This is a genomic window from Enterococcus sp. AZ048, from assembly GCF_051715125.1.
Lineage (GTDB): Bacteria > Bacillota > Bacilli > Lactobacillales > Enterococcaceae > Enterococcus_A > Enterococcus_A gilvus.
Window position 1 is genome coordinate 1,226,910 of record NZ_JBIOTD010000001.1, and the last position, 14,935, is coordinate 1,241,844.

A 14,935-nucleotide genomic window follows, 5' to 3' on the forward strand; every position below is an offset into this window, starting at 1 on the left:
AAAAAATGCTTACTCAATACCGAAAAAGTCAACGAAAGATCGCGATGGGACTTTTGAGTTTTCACGAAAGCCTAAAAGATCAACGCCATCTATTAAAAGAAATTGATGCCTATGAAGGTGACGAACGCTACCAGCTTTATTGCTACTATGATGAAAGCTCCGAAAACGTACAGGGGGTGATCGGGATCAGTTCGTTAGAAGATCAAGAAATCGTCTTACACGACATTAGTTTGAACCCCTCTTATCGTGGTGAGGGGGTAAGTATTGCGATGATGGATGAACTACAAACCATGTATCCAGATCAAAAAATTATGGGAACCCCTGCTACTTCAGCCTTTTTGGCAAAATGGCAGGAACATAAAAGAGGTTAGAATGGAAGAAATAAGTTTAAAATTAGATGTTTTTGAAGGTCCTTTAGATCTCCTGCTCCATCTAATCCAACAGTTGGAAATTGATATCTATGATATTCCTATTGCAGCAGTGACTGAGCAATACATGAATTTCATCCATGCAATGAAAACTTTAGAGTTAGAAGTAGCAGGTGAGTATCTGGTTATGGCTGCAACACTCATGTCTATTAAAAGCCAAATGCTTTTACCAAAGCCAGAACTAGACTTTGATTACGAAGACGAAGAGGGCGAAGACCCTCGTGAGGCATTGGTTCAGCAACTTTTAGAATATCGTAAATATAAGTATGCGGCATCCGTCCTTTCAGAAAAAGAACAAGAGCGTAGTTTGTTTTATACAAAGGCGCCCATGGATCTTTCAGACTATGAAGAAGAAATCCTTCCGCTGCCTAAAAACCAATTAAATACGATTGATCTTTTTCTGGCATTGCATGATGTTTTGCAACGAAAAAAAAGAAATCAACCAATAGAAACGACAGTTGCCACGGAGTCAATTACCATTGACCAAAAAGTAGTAGAGATTGGTAATCGATTGAATGTTCTACCCGAAGGAAAAGGGCTGTTTTTAGAATCCTTGTTTGTCCAATATACTAAAGATGAAATGATTACAACTTTTATGGCATTATTAGAATTGATGAAAAAAGGATTGGCTGTAGCAACTCAAGAGGAGACCTACGCACCTATAGTCATTTTTAAAGGCGAAATAATCGAAGAATGATTGTTGCGTCTAACGAGGGAAATAACTTGTTCAATCAGAGATTTGTTCCATTATCATGTAAAAGGAGCCGTACTATGAATCAATTAAGTCAAATTGAAGCGATGCTTTTTGTAGTTGGGGAAGAGGGAATCGGTTTAGAAGAATTAGCTTTTTCTTTAAATCGACCCATACCAGAAGTTTATCAAAACATCCTAGATTTGAAGGAATTATATGAAAATAAAGAGCAGTCGGCCTTGACTATTTTGGAAGTGGGCAATCATTTTGTTTTAACCACGAAAAAAGAATTTGCTTCATTGCTAAAAGAATTCGCGCGTTCGCCTATGGCAAATCGCTTAAGTCAAGCTGCATTGGAAACACTTTCGATTATCGCCTACAGACAACCCGTAACACGTGCTGAAATTGATGAACTTCGTGGTGTTCAATCAAGCGGAGCTGTGCAAACCTTGGTAGCCAGACAATTAATAGAAGAGAAAGGCCGTGTCGAAGGGCCTGGACGAGCAATTTTATATGGAACAAGCGACTATTTTATGGATTATTTTGGATTAAAAGATATGAAGGAATTGCCGGACGTTCAAAAAATGGAAGATGATCTAGCAGACGAAGCAGAGCCTTTGGATTTGTTTTACGATCGTTTTAAAGAAGAGGATGAGTAATAATGGAAAGATTACAGAAAATAATCGCCCATGCTGGGATAGCTTCCCGACGTAAGGCTGAAGAATACATTACTAGCGGACGCGTCAAAGTGAATGGCAATACTGTAAAAGAATTAGGTACAAAAGTTGGAAAAAAAGACATCGTCGAAGTTGACGGTGTGCCAATTTATCAAGAAGAGCCCGTTTACTATTTGTTTTATAAACCTCGGGGAGTTATCTCGGCTGTTTCTGACGATAAAAATAGAAAAGTGGTAACAGATTACTTCGCCGCTGTCCCTGAACGAATTTATCCAGTTGGACGTTTAGATTATGATACGTCTGGAATATTACTTTTAACAAATGACGGTGATTTTTCACAACGATTGGCGCATCCGAAACACCAAATTGATAAAGTCTATGTGGCAAAAGTAAAAGGTTACGCGGAAAAAAGAAGTTTGTTGCCATTGACAAAGGGGATTCGCATTGAAGGAAAGAAAACTGCGCCTGCACGTTTTGAGATTCTCTCAACAGATAAAAAAGCAGAGACGAGTATTGTTGAATTAACCATTCATGAAGGCCGCAATCATCAAGTGAAGAATATGTTGGCGGCGGTTGGTTTGCCAGTACAAAAATTAAAGCGTGAACGTTATGGTGATTTGACATTGCAAGGGTTACGTCCAGGGGAATATCGTCGGTTGAATACAAAGGAAATCAACACGTTATTGAATCAATCAAAATAAACAAAATCATTTACTTGTTTTTTGATAGTAAAATTGTTATAGTGGTTTTACAAATAAAATAATTAAGGTTCGTCTTCAGGGGCAGGGTGAAAATCCCGACCGGCGGTGATAGTCCGCGAACTGCGTAAGCAGCCGAATCGGTGTAATTCCGATACCGACAGTACAGTCTGGATAAAGAAGATAGAGCTTATTTGAGTAAGACAGTATTCAAGTAACTCTATGCTTTTTTTGAAGCATAGAGTTTTTTTTGTGGCAAAGTTTCACTCAAATAGTTCGATGAAGATGATTCCGAAACGGAGGATTTCATATGAAGAACTTAAGATTACAAAAAATGACAGCAGTGGCAGTAGCAGCAGCAATGGGATTGATTCTACAATTTATCGCTTTTCCAATTGTTCCAATGTTTCCGTTTCTAAAGTTGGACTTTAGTGATATTCCAGTATTGATCAATATGTTTATATTTGGACCGTTAACAGGTGTTGCGACTGCGTTTATTCGATCCTTGCTTCATTTGACGATGACGGGCTTCTCTATTGATAATATGATTGGGGACTTCGCAAGCTTTTTCGCGTCAACATTGTATACTTTGCCAATATTTTTACTATTCAAACAAAAAACAACGACAAAACGTGTGTTGGGGCTAGGTTTAGGTATTCTAGCGATGACGGTCTTTATGAGTATCGCAAACTATTTTGTAATTACGCCTCTTTATTTAAAAGCATTCGGGCTTTCTGCTGGACAAATGTTAGGCATGGGCTTGGGAAGATATATTTTAGTTGGTATCGTTCCTTTCAATTTACTTAAAGGAATGATCGTCAGTGCAGTTTTCTTAGTACTACATGCTAAATTACTGCCATGGTTATCTAAAAAAACAATGACATCGCAACATCATTCAATTTGATTTATTCAAAAAATCTCAGACAAAAAAGTCTGAGATTTTTTTTTAGGATATATGTTATTATGAATTTTGATATAAGATAGCATGAGATGGACAACGCTTCGCAGATTGTATAACTGCGTCCTGTTGACTCTCAGGAATGAATTCATGGGTTGCCTCAGGCTCACCAACAAAGAGGACCAATCCATCATCTGTATAATCAAAAATTTCTGGTGCGATGGTTTGACACAGGCCGCAAGCGATACAACGTTCAGGGATGATCTCGCATTTCATTTTTTCACCTTCCACAGGAGAGTATTTATTATGACTTTGTTTATTTTAACGTTATTTCATACAGGCTACAAGTTAAGAACATCCACCTTGTATCATTTATTGGTGGGAAAAAGGACAAGCTCTGTTTTGATCCATGGTTTCTTCTATCAAAATTTAGCTTATTTAGGTGCATTGCCTACTTTGAAGGAAAAGAGTTTTCAAGAAGCACTAAATCAATTAAAATTGAATCATTTGATCACTATAGATGATGAATTCGGCGAATTAACCCCACTTGGGAAAGCGCGTTTATTAGAGACACCTTTGGAAATGACGGGTCTGAACAATATGCGCTTTGGCCGCATGCGAGAAGATTGCTGGCAGTTGATCTTATTTGCAATTCAGGTGACTAGTTATCTTTCCTTTAATGAGAAGGAGTATCTGCCGATTGAAAATCGTCCATACTATTTACAGCAAGTAAAGAAATGGTTGGCACAGTCTAATCCTTATTTATTAAGTGCGTTTAAAGATGAGTTGACCATGATCTTAAATAAAATACCCTCAAAAGAGGCTGATTTTTTAGCAAATCAATTTTCGGGACATGGATTTCAAGGGAAAACGGTTTTTCAACTTTTACCTGACAACTTTCAGGAGTATCCCTGGGGTGATCTTTACCAACAGCGTGCAATAGATCTTTTTCTTGAACAGATAGAAGAGGGGGAACTTTCGAGGCTGTTATATGTACTGGATCAACAAAATATGAATCAGAGTATGTTAAAAACGAAAGACTATTTCTTGGCTGGAAAAACGGTGTCAGAGATTTTGTCTTTGCGCCATTTAAAACAAGGAACTATCAACGATCATTTCATTGAGTGGGCATTATTAGATAAGGCGTTTCCTTTTGAAAAATTCGAGCAACTCGATTTTGATGGCTTACATGAGGGGCAAGTTATCAATAGTCATTACCAAGAGTATGAGGTATCATACCTGAATTTTCGATTATCACAAATCTATTATCTGAGGGAACATGGATGGAACTGAAAAAAGTATTAAAGGAAAAATTTAACTATGACCAGTTTCGACCTGGTCAACAAGAAATAATTGAAACTATCTTAGAAGGCCATTCTGTTCTTGGAATGCTTCCCACTGGAACTGGAAAGTCATTGTGCTATCAATTACCAGGTTATTTATTAGAAGGGACAGTCGTTGTCATTTCCCCGCTAATTTCTTTGATGGAGGATCAAGTAATACAACTGCAAGGATTAGGAGAAAAGCGTGCTGTGGCACTAAACAGTCTACTTTCATCGTGGGAAAAACAATGGATACTTAACGAAGCACATCATTACAAGTTTATTTTTATGAGTCCGGAAATGTTTTTAAGTCCGAATGTACAAAATGTATTAAAGAGGATCAAGTTGGCAATGATCGTAGTGGATGAGGCACACTGCATTTCTCAGTGGGGAATTGATTTTCGGCCTGAGTATTTAAAATTGGCAGACGGGATTCAGTTCGTTGGAAGTCCATTAATTCTAGCATTGACAGCAACCGCTACAAACGAGGTAAGAAAAGATATTCAACGTTTATTATTCGAAAAAGAAAAGGCGAGAGAAGTTGTTTTTTCTGTGGATCGTCCTAATATCAGCTTTTTTGTTTATCAAGAAAATAAAGTTGAAAAACTAAGAGAACTTATGATTTCTTTAGAGGGATCAGGAATCATTTATTGTGCGACTCGAAAAAAAGTAGAAGAACTCTATCATTCTTTTAAAGATCGGCAAAAAATTGCTTATTATCATGGTGGTCTCAGTGGTCAAGAACGAAGAATGCTTCAACAACAATTTTTATCCGGGGAGTTAAGAATATTAGTTGCCACGAATGCTTTTGGTATGGGAATCAATAAAGAGAATATTCGATTTGTCATTCATTATGATTTGCCAGATTCACCAGAGAATTATTTGCAAGAAGTGGGCCGAGCTGGCAGAGACGGACAGTTGAGCCAAGCAATTTTATTGTATGAAGAAGGAGATGAATTTATTCATCACTTTCTACAAGAGCAAACAAATCAATCAAAAAAATTGTTTGAAATTAAACAAAAAATGAGTGATCTGGTGTTTGAAGACCCGCTCATTAAAAAGTGGGAACAGTTTTTTCCTAATGATAGTTCTCATTTAATGGATTTATTAAGCCAACGTGGAGTTACAAAAAAGAAGCAACTGCAAAAAATGCTTGATTATATTGCAACTACAAAATGCCGGCGGGAATTTTTAGTTTCTTATTTTGACGAAAGCTTACCAGAAAAAAATCCAATATGTTGCGACAACGATGGCGCTGTATTGCAAAAATACAGCGTACAAGAAACAGCAAGTATGGGCCAAATATCTTGGCAAAAAATTATTCAAAAAATTTTTAAAAATACAGAGAAAGATTGAAAATTGGCACCACATTTTCAAGAGCTATGGTATAATACATGGCGATAGCATTTAGGAGGTTAGAGAAATTGAGTAGAAAAGATCGCTATAACGACAAGAACAATGAACCGTGGGATCAACATATTTACGAATCTGATAGTGAAGAAGAAAATTATTCACGCAGCCAATCACGTCGTGGTGGTGGAAGTAATAAAGGTGGCGGAAATACGAAATTCTTAACGATTCTAGTCGCGTTATTGTTAGCCCTTATTTTGATTCCGGCTGGTGCCTTTTTCTGGATCACTCGTGGAAACGACAAACCAGCAGCCTCTCCTGAGAGTACTACGCAGGTTTCCAAAGTATCGTCAACAGAAAAATCAAGCACAGAAGAGAGCAGCACAGAAGAAAGTACATCTTCAACGGCATCAGAAAGTAATCAACAAAACCAACAAGCTGCAGATCAACAAGCACAACAACAAGCTGATCAACAAGCGGCAGCACAACGTCAACAAGAACAGCAAGCTGCACAGCAGCAACAACAGCAAGATCAACAACAACAAAATAATCAGCAACAGCAAAATCAAGACAATGCTCAAAGCGATGCCAATGCGCAATACGGTACTGTACAAGCAGGTGAAGGTCCACGCCAAATCGCTGGTCGTTACGGGCTAAGTGTGGATGAGTTTTTACGTTTAAATGGTATGAACATGGATAATTTCTATTTTAATCCTGGACAAGAAGTACGCATCAAATAATTTGAATACCTTGCCGTAATCGATTTCGATTGCGGCTTATTTATTGAAAAGAGGCAGAACATGGAAAAGATTTCAATTGCAATTGATGGTCCCGCGTCATCTGGTAAAAGTACTGTTGCCAAAATTTTAGCGAGTGAATTTGGCTTTATTTATGTAGATACTGGTGCAATGTATCGTGCCATAACTTTTTTAGCGATTAAACACGGAGTCTCGTTTTCGGATGAAGAATCTCTAGCAGACTTGACAACACACTATCCAATCACTTTCAAACAATCTTCTCATGGACAGTTAGTGTTTGCGGACAATGAAGAGATTACACAGACGATTCGTCAGCCTGATGTGACGGCTGCTGTCTCGGAAGTCTCCGCCCACAGCAAAGTGCGTGAAGAATTGGTTGAAGCACAACGTCAACTAGCTAAATCTGGCGGGATTGTCATGGATGGTCGCGACATTGGAACCGTCGTGTTGCCGAAAGCAGAAGTTAAAATTTTTCTAGTAGCAAGTGTCGATGAGCGCGCACAACGACGGTACAAGGAAAATCAAGAAAAGGGCATAAAAATAGATTTTGAGTCAATCAGAGAAGCAATCGCGAAACGTGATTATCTAGATTCACATCGAGAGGTGTCACCGCTTGTCCAAGCGACGGACGCAGAATTGGTCGACACTACGGGGATGTCTATTGAACAGGTAGTTGCGAAGATTAAGGACATTGTATCCTCGAAAGGTTTCTAAAATTTAGCAAATTTCGATAAATAAAGCGAATTTCTTTCAATTTTTTTGAAAAAAAGAAGAAATCGCTTTATTTTTCATGTGGATTATTCTAAAATAGAACATGTAGTGTATTTTACGCAGAATTGTTGGTTAGGAGGACAAACGACATGACAGATTTAGAACAAAATTCGATGGAAAACGAAAATGTTTCCATGGAAGCAGCAATGGAAAGTGTGCATGAAGTTCAAGTTGGCGATATTGTTAAAGGTGAGGTGCTCGCCTTAGAAGATAAACAAGTTATCGTTGGTATTGAAGGTGCAGGAGTAGAAGGTGTAGTTCCTGCAAAAGAACTTTCAACATTACCTGTTGAAGATATCAATGAAGAAGTCAAGGTTGGCGATATTCTTGATTTAGTCGTTATCTCTTCTATCGGAAAAGACAAAGAAAATGGTAGTTACTTACTTTCCAAACGCCGCTTAGATGCGAAAAAGGTTTGGGAAGATATTGAGAAGGAATTCCAAGATGGAAAAATCATCGAAGCACCAGTAACTAGCAGCGTTAAAGGTGGACTAGTAGTTGATGTAGGTGTACGTGGTTTTGTACCAGCATCAATGATTGATGATCATTTTGTTGATGATTTTTCAGCTTATACTGGGAAAACATTGAAATTCAAAATTATTGAAATCGAACCTTCTGAGAATCGTTTGATTCTATCTCATAAAGCAGTGGTTGAAGCTGAAAAAGCTGAGAAGAAAAAAGAAATCTTGGCTGACCTGTATGAAGGTCAAGTAATCAAAGGGCAAGTGGCACGTTTGACAGATTTTGGTGCGTTTATTGACCTAGGTGGCATTGACGGCTTAGTCCATGTCTCTGAAATTTCTCACAGTCACGTAGCAAAACCATCGGACGTTTTAAGTGTTGGCGACGAAGTGGAAGTTCAAGTACTTTCTGTTGATCCAGAAAAAGAACGTATTTCATTGTCTATTAAAGCGAACTTACCTGGACCTTGGACAGATATTGAAGAAAAAGCAGCACCTGGTTCTGTTCTTGAAGGGACAGTGAAGCGTCTCACTAGTTTTGGTGCATTCGTTGAAATATTCCCAGGTGTAGAAGGTTTGGTTCACATTTCTCAAATTTCTCATAAGCACATTGCAACACCTCATGAAGTATTACATGAAGGTGATCAAGTACAAGTGAAGGTTTTAGAAGTACATCCTGAAGACCATCGTGTTGCTTTATCAATCAAAGCACTAGAAGAAAAACCTGAAGAAGCTAAAGCGGAACCCGTAGAGGAAGAATCTTACGAGTTGCCAGAAGAAAATACTGGCTTTACCATGGGTGATATTCTTGGTGATGCATTGAAAGAGGAAGATTCAGAAGAACAAGAGTAGAATTTACGAGCAGACCTGCTTTATGGTCTGCTTTTTTTATTAATTTCATGTATGAAAACGACTCCTTCTCTTGCAAGAAGGAGTTTTCTTAGTTAAACTAAAGAGAATTTGAAAAGAATCCGTTATCCTGATTGTCTCTGATTCACTTAAGATAGCTGAAATCTTAGAGGACCTTATTATCCAGTGATGGAAAGGTCAAGAAAGTCAAATTTATTCTTTCTGTTTAGAAAAGTAAATATATTAATAGGAACGAGGAGTTTAAGTTATGTCAAATCCTACAATTGCAATAGTTGGTCGCCCTAATGTTGGTAAATCAACATTGTTTAATCGGATTGCCGGTGAGCGAATTTCGATCGTCGAAGATATTCCGGGTGTTACCCGTGATCGAATTTACGCAAAGGGTGAATGGTTGGATCATGAGTTCTCAATCATTGATACTGGCGGAATCGATATTGGCGATGAGCCTTTCATGGAACAAATCAAACAGCAAGCGCAGATTGCCATTGAAGAGGCAGATGTGATTTTGCTTGTGGCAAGTGGTAAAGAAGGGGTCACAGATGCGGATGAAGCAGTTGCCAAGATCCTTTACCGCAGCAACAAGCCAGTGATCCTGATGGTGAATAAAGTTGACAACCCTGAGATGCGTAATGATATTTATGAATTTTACTCATTAGGATTGGGTGAACCATATCCTGTATCAGGAAGTCATGGACTTGGCTTAGGTGATGTATTGGACGAAGCGGTTAAGCATTTTCCTGCTGATAATGAAGAAGAAGAAGATCAATCAATTAAGTTCAGTTTGATTGGCCGCCCTAATGTAGGGAAATCTTCGTTGATCAATGCTATTTTAGGAGAAGACCGAGTTATTGTTTCTGATATTGAAGGAACAACGCGGGATGCCATTGATACGAAGTTTGTCAGTGAAAATGGGCAAGAATTTACAATGATCGATACGGCTGGAATGCGAAAACGTGGGAAAGTCTACGAAAACACAGAAAAATATTCTGTTATGCGGGCGATGCGGGCGATTGATCGCTCAGACGTCGTTCTAGTCGTTCTAAACGGCGAAGAGGGGATACGGGAGCAAGACAAACGAATTGCCGGGTATGCTCATGAAGCAGGTCGTGGTGTCATCATAGTCGTAAATAAATGGGACCTAGTTAAGAAAGATACGAATACAATGAAGGAATTTCAACAGGAGATCCGTGAAGAGTTTGCCTATTTGGATTACGCACCAATTGTGTTTGTTTCTGCAACAACCAAACAACGGTTAAACAAGATTCCAACGATTATTGAAGAAGTCAGCATGAACCAAAATCTTCGGATTCCTTCATCTGTCTTAAATGATATTATTATGGATGCAGTAGCTATTAATCCAACACCAACGGATAAAGGAAAACGGTTGAAGATTTTTTATGCAACGCAAGTGGCAGTTAAACCTCCAACATTTGTAGTCTTCGTAAATGAGGAAGAATTGATGCATTTCTCTTATGCGCGATTCCTAGAAAATCAAATTCGAAAAGCATTTGAATTTGAAGGAACACCGATAAAAATAATTGCTCGGAGACGAAAATAAGGTATTTTATCATACTTTTATTTTGGTGACAACAGATTTCACTGAATGATAAAACAACCATGAATTTTATGCCATTAATCGCTAAAAACCTTGCTAACATAAGGTTCTTATGCTATCGTTATAACAGAATATTGACCGAATCAATATTTCTTTGCTGATAGCTGGACCACTCAGTTATCAGTTGATGTTTACTCATCACTACTCATTTCTCAGGAGGTGAATTCATTCATGGCAAACAAAGCAGAATTGATCGAAAAGGTTGCAGCAGCTACTGACTTAACTAAGAAAGACGCTACCGCTGCTGTCGATGCTGTATTTTCATCTATCCAAGACGCATTAGCTGAAGGTGAAAAAGTTCAGTTGATCGGCTTCGGTAACTTTGAAGTACGTGAACGTGCGGCCCGCAAAGGACGTAACCCACAAACTGGTGAAGAAATCGAAATTCCAGCAAGCAAAGTACCTGCATTTAAACCAGGTAAAGCGCTAAAAGATGCAGTTAAATAATATTTAGACTGCTTAAACCGTTGCAACGTTAATGTTGCAACGGTTTTTTTGTTTCGGAAGATGTATTTAATTAGATGATAATTGTATTTTATAAATAAGCCGTTTCTTCAGTTGATTTGTAACATAATTTTTTATTTTACGAAATGTTTTACATAGGATAAAATGGAGGAAGGAGTTTGCAATAAAATGAAGAAAGAAGGTGACCTGATGTCTAAGGAACGTTTATTTCATGTAAAAAAGAATGATTCGTGGCATTCTTACGAATTTCTGGAGCAAAGACAAAACGATCCCAAATGGCGACAGGCTTTTATAGAGGCAGATGTATTACTTGAGCAAGAAGATAAAAAAAGAAAACGACGCAATTTTATAATATTAGTAATATCTGTTCCTTTAGTTTTAATAGTTGGTATGGTAGGTTTATATTTCTATGGGTCAACAGATGAAGCTGTTGTTCCGAAAAGGCAGCTCAGTTTAAATGATTCTACTTCGGCTTCAACAATAGCCACCGAAGCTTCGGAGACGGTGGATACTTCTAGCGTTGGTCAAGTCTTGACTACACCGTGGGGGGAACAAGTGACTGTTTTGCGCGTGCTGCCTAATGGGGAACGTGTCATCAAAGAATCACCCTCTCCTTCTGATTTAAATAATGATGGAGTGCTGACCTTTGAAGAGTTGTCGCGAGTGGAAGAAGAAGCAAATCAGCAGCAATTTCAGCCACAAGGGGCTCAAAATAATCAGCAACAGCAACAGCAACAGCAGGTAGTACCTCAGCAAGAACAGAATAATCAACAGCAAACACCCGCTGAGGAACAACACAGGGATCAGACAAATCAACCAAATGGGCAGCCGGCTCCTTCTGAGCAAGGAACCCCGCAAACAAATAACCACTCGCCACAACAACCATAAGCCGATCGTTTATGAATAATTAAGACATGTTTATAATGTTGCATGATTAAATTATAAAAATTTTTTGAATAAAGAATCAAAATGTTCATTTGCCTTTCGCAGATTTGTTGCGAGAGGTTTTTTTGTAGTATAAAATATAAGAAACGGGGTGAACAGAATGGAAATAACGTATCAAAATCAGGAAAGTAAGACGCAGATCGTTTATGGAGAGACAGTCGCTTCAATGATGCGTAAGAAAGATTTGGAGAACAAACAAATTCTTTTCTGTGGAAACCAGCGTTATTATGATTTATTTGCGGAAAAATTGCGACAGTTTATCCCTGAGACGAGTACGCATGATTGGTTTATCACGCCCAATAATCGTTACTGTAATACAATGGAAAACTTTCAGGAGTTAATTTCCTTTTTAAATCGTTTTAGTCGACAAAAAGAAACGTTGTTTATTGGCATAGGAAATGAAGGTGTCGTTGAACTTTTAGGATTTACGCACCATGTCACAAATTTCAAAGGGGAGTTATTCTTTTTGCCGGTCTCTTTACGGTCCTTTGCCCAAAGCTTGTCCTTTATCGATCAAGTTGTTTCAAATAAGACGATGATGACAATTATGGAGATTGAGGAGGTTCCGCAAAGTATTTTGTATGATCATACGTTGACCGACCAGCAAACAACCGGGAAAATGGTTGATTTGCTAACGTTGATTCGATGTGGGATCGTTTGTGACTATTCATTTTTACAAAGTTTATATTTAAATTTTTCAACGCGTGAAGCATTATTACAAGATTCATTTTCAGCTTTTAGCGAGACGCTCATTAATTATTATCAAGAGAATAGTGAACAGCTACTGGGGTTTGGCAAAACTTTTGAGAAAGCTTTTTTCCAAACAGAGAATGGGTCCTTATTATCTAATAGTATGAAGACCATGTTTGGTTTACTATTTGAATTTGCGTGGAATGTTATAGCAAGCGATCTTCATTTCAATTTCAAAAATTTTATGATATGGTTGGTGCGATTAGGATTTCCAATTGTAATGCCTGAGGGGATCTCGTTTTCCGATTATGGTCAGCAAGTAATTCTTTTGGCGGAGGAAAAACCATTAACAGGATTGACCCAAATTGGCGAAGTTGGACAAGAAAAAATACCAACACAAAAAGAGCTGCTTCAAATGTTTGAAGTATATCAAAAAAATGTTACAGAGATCAGGGGAGAATAAATGTCTAGTTATAGTGAAAAGATGCTAACAGCATTAAAAAATGAAGAATTAACAGAAGCAAATCTAATGTTTGAAGAGGCTTTAAAAAAAGATGAACCAGAAGTTTTGGCAAGTTTGTCGGAGGAGTTGCAGACATTAGGATTTTTAGAAGAAGCGAAACGTATTTTAGAAAAGCTGGTAGCAGATTTCCCTGAGGAAGATGTTTTCTATCTATCATTAGCAGAGATCGCGATTGAAGATGACGATATTGATGGTGCCTTTGAATATTTAGAAAAAATTCAACCTGACAGTGAGAATTATTTAGAGAGTTTATTAGTGACAGCTGATCTTTATCAAGTTTTAGGTATTCCAGAAGTTAGTGAAGCCAAATTACTACAAGCTAAAACACTAGCGCCAGAAGAGCCTTTAATAACTTTTGCTTTAGCAGAGCTTCATTTTTCTGCCAATCAATTAGGAGAAGCTATTGACGATTATGGCCAGCTTCAGAAACAGGGAATCGATGAGGTAGCAAACATTTCTATTGATGAACGAATTGGTTCTGCTTATAGCATGATGGGGGGATTTGAAGAAGCGATTCCTTTTTTAGAAAAAGCATTAGAAAAAGAGCATACGTCGGATCGATTGTTCCAACTAGGCTTCACTTTTTATCAATTACATGATCATCAAAAGGCAATCAATTATTTACAGGAACTGATTACTCTCGATCCAGAATATCAAAGCGGCTACTATTATCTTGCAGATAGTCTAAAAGAAGAAGAATTACTTGAAGAAGCTTTATCCGCTGCTGAAGAAGGAATAAAAGAGAACCCTTATCAGGTTGAATTACTACACCTGGCTTCTGAAATTGCGTATCGCTTACGAGACAGTAAAAAGTCTGAAGAACTGCTAAAACAGGCGCTCGAAACGGGTGAAAAAACAGACGAAACTTTACTTACGTTGAGTAATCTTTATCTAAATGAGGACCAACCAGACAAAGCGATTGAGACGATTAGCCAAATGGATGAAGAAGGTAATCCTTATGCAGCGTGGAATTTGGCACAGGCATATAATGAGCTGGAAGACTTTGGCGCAGCTCGGACCTATTACAAGCAGGCATATGAGGATTTGGCTCATGAACCTGATTTCTTGAAAGCCTATGGTATTTTCCTACGTGAAGATGGTCAACTTGATTTAGCGCGTACTGTCTTGGTCGACTATTTACAAATGGAACCTGGTGATTTAGAGGTGCAATCATTATTAGAAGAGTAGAGAGGTGATGAAAATGATCGATGTAAGTGAAAAACGTGAGTTTCTTGTGTGGCTGATAAACAATGTTAGTTTTCAGCGGCGCGAAGTGATTTGGATTTTGAACTATTTAATTAATCATGAGGCAATCCTTAGAAATGTCCATATAGTAGAGCAAGCGCTTGAAACAAAGCGAGGCTTAGTATTTAGGGATATCACTCAACGGGATGAACCAATGGTGTTTACAATTGAAGGACATCAGTTTTCTAACAGCGATCAAATTTTTCATGAAATTCGTTTGCATTGGCAGCAGCCTCTATATTTGGAATGTATTTTCCCAAATTCATGGCAAAATTCACAATACTTATCTGTTCTTGAAGACAATCCGGCACTTTCTTGGAACGATACGGTCAGTGAGGAAATTGTTTTGGAAGTAGAAAATTATTTAAAATATGAAGAACAAGAAGCACAGGCCAAACTATTAAAAAAACAAATTGACATGGCTCTTGAAGACGGTGACAGAGAAGCTTTTCTCATGTTATCCGATGAACTGAATCGGTTGAAGTTAACGTTACATGAATAAAAAAACACAGACAGCATGACGGTTTC

General features: G+C 38.0%; 17 protein-coding genes and 1 riboswitch. Of the genes, 16 read left to right on the plus strand and 1 reads right to left on the minus strand.

The window, feature by feature from the left end:
- Positions 1 to 5: 5 nt before the first annotated feature.
- From IGI66_RS06030 to IGI66_RS06050, 5 genes are all read left to right on the plus strand, one after another.
- On the plus strand, positions 6 to 371 hold the full coding sequence (locus IGI66_RS06030; protein ID WP_438848050.1) for a GNAT family N-acetyltransferase: 366 nt from the start codon (positions 6 to 8) through the stop codon (positions 369 to 371).
- Position 372: 1 nt separating this feature from the next.
- A complete protein-coding gene (locus IGI66_RS06035; protein WP_438848051.1) occupies positions 373 to 1,125 on the plus strand; it encodes a segregation/condensation protein A in 753 nt (250 codons plus the stop codon).
- Between the two features lie 74 nt (positions 1,126 to 1,199).
- Complete coding sequence (gene scpB / locus IGI66_RS06040) at positions 1,200 to 1,778, plus strand: SMC-Scp complex subunit ScpB (protein ID WP_010780970.1); 579 nt, start codon at positions 1,200 to 1,202, stop codon at positions 1,776 to 1,778.
- 2 nt (positions 1,779 to 1,780) lie between these two features.
- Positions 1,781 to 2,497, plus strand: coding sequence for a pseudouridine synthase (locus IGI66_RS06045; protein WP_114524226.1), 717 nt, complete (start codon positions 1,781 to 1,783; stop codon positions 2,495 to 2,497).
- A gap of 67 nt (positions 2,498 to 2,564) precedes the next feature.
- Positions 2,565 to 2,683, plus strand: a riboswitch (FMN riboswitch).
- Between the two features lie 121 nt (positions 2,684 to 2,804).
- Positions 2,805 to 3,398 carry an ECF transporter S component gene (locus IGI66_RS06050; RefSeq protein ID WP_010780968.1) on the plus strand — a complete coding sequence of 198 codons (594 nt, stop codon included), beginning with the start codon at positions 2,805 to 2,807 and terminating at the stop codon, positions 3,396 to 3,398.
- A gap of 57 nt (positions 3,399 to 3,455) precedes the next feature.
- Here IGI66_RS06050 and IGI66_RS06055 read toward each other — a convergent pair whose 3' ends face one another.
- Complete coding sequence (locus tag IGI66_RS06055) at positions 3,456 to 3,668, minus strand: ferredoxin (protein WP_086304331.1); 213 nt, start codon at positions 3,666 to 3,668, stop codon at positions 3,456 to 3,458.
- A gap of 30 nt (positions 3,669 to 3,698) precedes the next feature.
- Here IGI66_RS06055 and IGI66_RS06060 point away from each other — a divergent pair, with 30 nt between their 5' ends.
- The 11 genes from IGI66_RS06060 to IGI66_RS06110 all read left to right on the plus strand — a co-directional run bounded on the left by IGI66_RS06060 (position 3,699) and on the right by IGI66_RS06110 (position 14,909).
- Positions 3,699 to 4,685 (plus strand): helix-turn-helix domain-containing protein, encoded by a 987-nt coding sequence (locus IGI66_RS06060; RefSeq protein WP_438848056.1) that lies wholly within the window; start codon positions 3,699 to 3,701, stop codon positions 4,683 to 4,685.
- Positions 4,676 to 6,070, plus strand: coding sequence for a RecQ family ATP-dependent DNA helicase (locus IGI66_RS06065; protein WP_114524228.1), 1,395 nt, complete (start codon positions 4,676 to 4,678; stop codon positions 6,068 to 6,070). Before IGI66_RS06060 ends, IGI66_RS06065 begins: the two co-directional genes overlap by 10 nt.
- A gap of 68 nt (positions 6,071 to 6,138) precedes the next feature.
- A complete protein-coding gene (locus IGI66_RS06070; RefSeq protein ID WP_010780964.1) occupies positions 6,139 to 6,804 on the plus strand; it encodes a LysM peptidoglycan-binding domain-containing protein in 666 nt (221 codons plus the stop codon).
- A gap of 60 nt (positions 6,805 to 6,864) precedes the next feature.
- Positions 6,865 to 7,536 carry a (d)CMP kinase gene (gene cmk / locus IGI66_RS06075; RefSeq protein ID WP_086304325.1) on the plus strand — a complete coding sequence of 224 codons (672 nt, stop codon included), beginning with the start codon at positions 6,865 to 6,867 and terminating at the stop codon, positions 7,534 to 7,536.
- A 146-nt stretch (positions 7,537 to 7,682) separates the two neighbouring features.
- Positions 7,683 to 8,906, plus strand: coding sequence for a 30S ribosomal protein S1 (rpsA, locus tag IGI66_RS06080; RefSeq protein ID WP_086304323.1), 1,224 nt, complete (start codon positions 7,683 to 7,685; stop codon positions 8,904 to 8,906).
- A 265-nt stretch (positions 8,907 to 9,171) separates the two neighbouring features.
- Complete coding sequence (der, locus tag IGI66_RS06085; protein WP_438848059.1) at positions 9,172 to 10,482, plus strand: ribosome biogenesis GTPase Der; 1,311 nt, start codon at positions 9,172 to 9,174, stop codon at positions 10,480 to 10,482.
- A gap of 228 nt (positions 10,483 to 10,710) precedes the next feature.
- Positions 10,711 to 10,986 carry an HU family DNA-binding protein gene (locus tag IGI66_RS06090; RefSeq protein WP_010780960.1) on the plus strand — a complete coding sequence of 92 codons (276 nt, stop codon included), beginning with the start codon at positions 10,711 to 10,713 and terminating at the stop codon, positions 10,984 to 10,986.
- 186 nt (positions 10,987 to 11,172) lie between these two features.
- Complete coding sequence (locus IGI66_RS06095) at positions 11,173 to 11,892, plus strand: hypothetical protein (protein ID WP_438848061.1); 720 nt, start codon at positions 11,173 to 11,175, stop codon at positions 11,890 to 11,892.
- A 157-nt stretch (positions 11,893 to 12,049) separates the two neighbouring features.
- Entirely contained in the window at positions 12,050 to 13,102 is a 1,053-nt protein-coding gene (locus IGI66_RS06100) for a hypothetical protein (protein WP_438848062.1), read from the plus strand.
- Complete coding sequence (locus IGI66_RS06105) at positions 13,103 to 14,350, plus strand: tetratricopeptide repeat protein (protein ID WP_438848064.1); 1,248 nt, start codon at positions 13,103 to 13,105, stop codon at positions 14,348 to 14,350.
- 13 nt (positions 14,351 to 14,363) lie between these two features.
- Positions 14,364 to 14,909 carry a YpiB family protein gene (locus tag IGI66_RS06110; protein ID WP_438848066.1) on the plus strand — a complete coding sequence of 182 codons (546 nt, stop codon included), beginning with the start codon at positions 14,364 to 14,366 and terminating at the stop codon, positions 14,907 to 14,909.
- Positions 14,910 to 14,935 lie beyond the last annotated feature (26 nt).

Bases quoted from the DNA above. Each gene is read 5' to 3' on its own strand.
- IGI66_RS06105 (WP_438848064.1), top strand. From the start codon at position 13,103: ATGTCTAGTTATAGTGAAAAGATGCTAACAGCATTAAAAAATGAAGAA.
- IGI66_RS06060 (WP_438848056.1), top strand. From the start codon at position 3,699: ATGACTTTGTTTATTTTAACGTTATTTCATACAGGCTACAAGTTAAGA.
- IGI66_RS06035 (WP_438848051.1), top strand. From the start codon at position 373: ATGGAAGAAATAAGTTTAAAATTAGATGTTTTTGAAGGTCCTTTAGAT.
- IGI66_RS06030 (WP_438848050.1), top strand. From the start codon at position 6: ATGCTTACTCAATACCGAAAAAGTCAACGAAAGATCGCGATGGGACTT.
- IGI66_RS06065 (WP_114524228.1), top strand. From the start codon at position 4,676: ATGGAACTGAAAAAAGTATTAAAGGAAAAATTTAACTATGACCAGTTT.
- IGI66_RS06050 (WP_010780968.1), top strand. From the start codon at position 2,805: ATGAAGAACTTAAGATTACAAAAAATGACAGCAGTGGCAGTAGCAGCA.
- scpB (WP_010780970.1), top strand. From the start codon at position 1,200: ATGAATCAATTAAGTCAAATTGAAGCGATGCTTTTTGTAGTTGGGGAA.
- IGI66_RS06045 (WP_114524226.1), top strand. From the start codon at position 1,781: ATGGAAAGATTACAGAAAATAATCGCCCATGCTGGGATAGCTTCCCGA.
- IGI66_RS06100 (WP_438848062.1), top strand. From the start codon at position 12,050: ATGGAAATAACGTATCAAAATCAGGAAAGTAAGACGCAGATCGTTTAT.
- IGI66_RS06055 (WP_086304331.1), bottom strand. From the start codon at position 3,668: ATGAAATGCGAGATCATCCCTGAACGTTGTATCGCTTGCGGCCTGTGT.
- IGI66_RS06110 (WP_438848066.1), top strand. From the start codon at position 14,364: ATGATCGATGTAAGTGAAAAACGTGAGTTTCTTGTGTGGCTGATAAAC.
- IGI66_RS06095 (WP_438848061.1), top strand. From the start codon at position 11,173: ATGAAGAAAGAAGGTGACCTGATGTCTAAGGAACGTTTATTTCATGTA.
- cmk (WP_086304325.1), top strand. From the start codon at position 6,865: ATGGAAAAGATTTCAATTGCAATTGATGGTCCCGCGTCATCTGGTAAA.
- der (WP_438848059.1), top strand. From the start codon at position 9,172: ATGTCAAATCCTACAATTGCAATAGTTGGTCGCCCTAATGTTGGTAAA.
- rpsA (WP_086304323.1), top strand. From the start codon at position 7,683: ATGACAGATTTAGAACAAAATTCGATGGAAAACGAAAATGTTTCCATG.
- IGI66_RS06090 (WP_010780960.1), top strand. From the start codon at position 10,711: ATGGCAAACAAAGCAGAATTGATCGAAAAGGTTGCAGCAGCTACTGAC.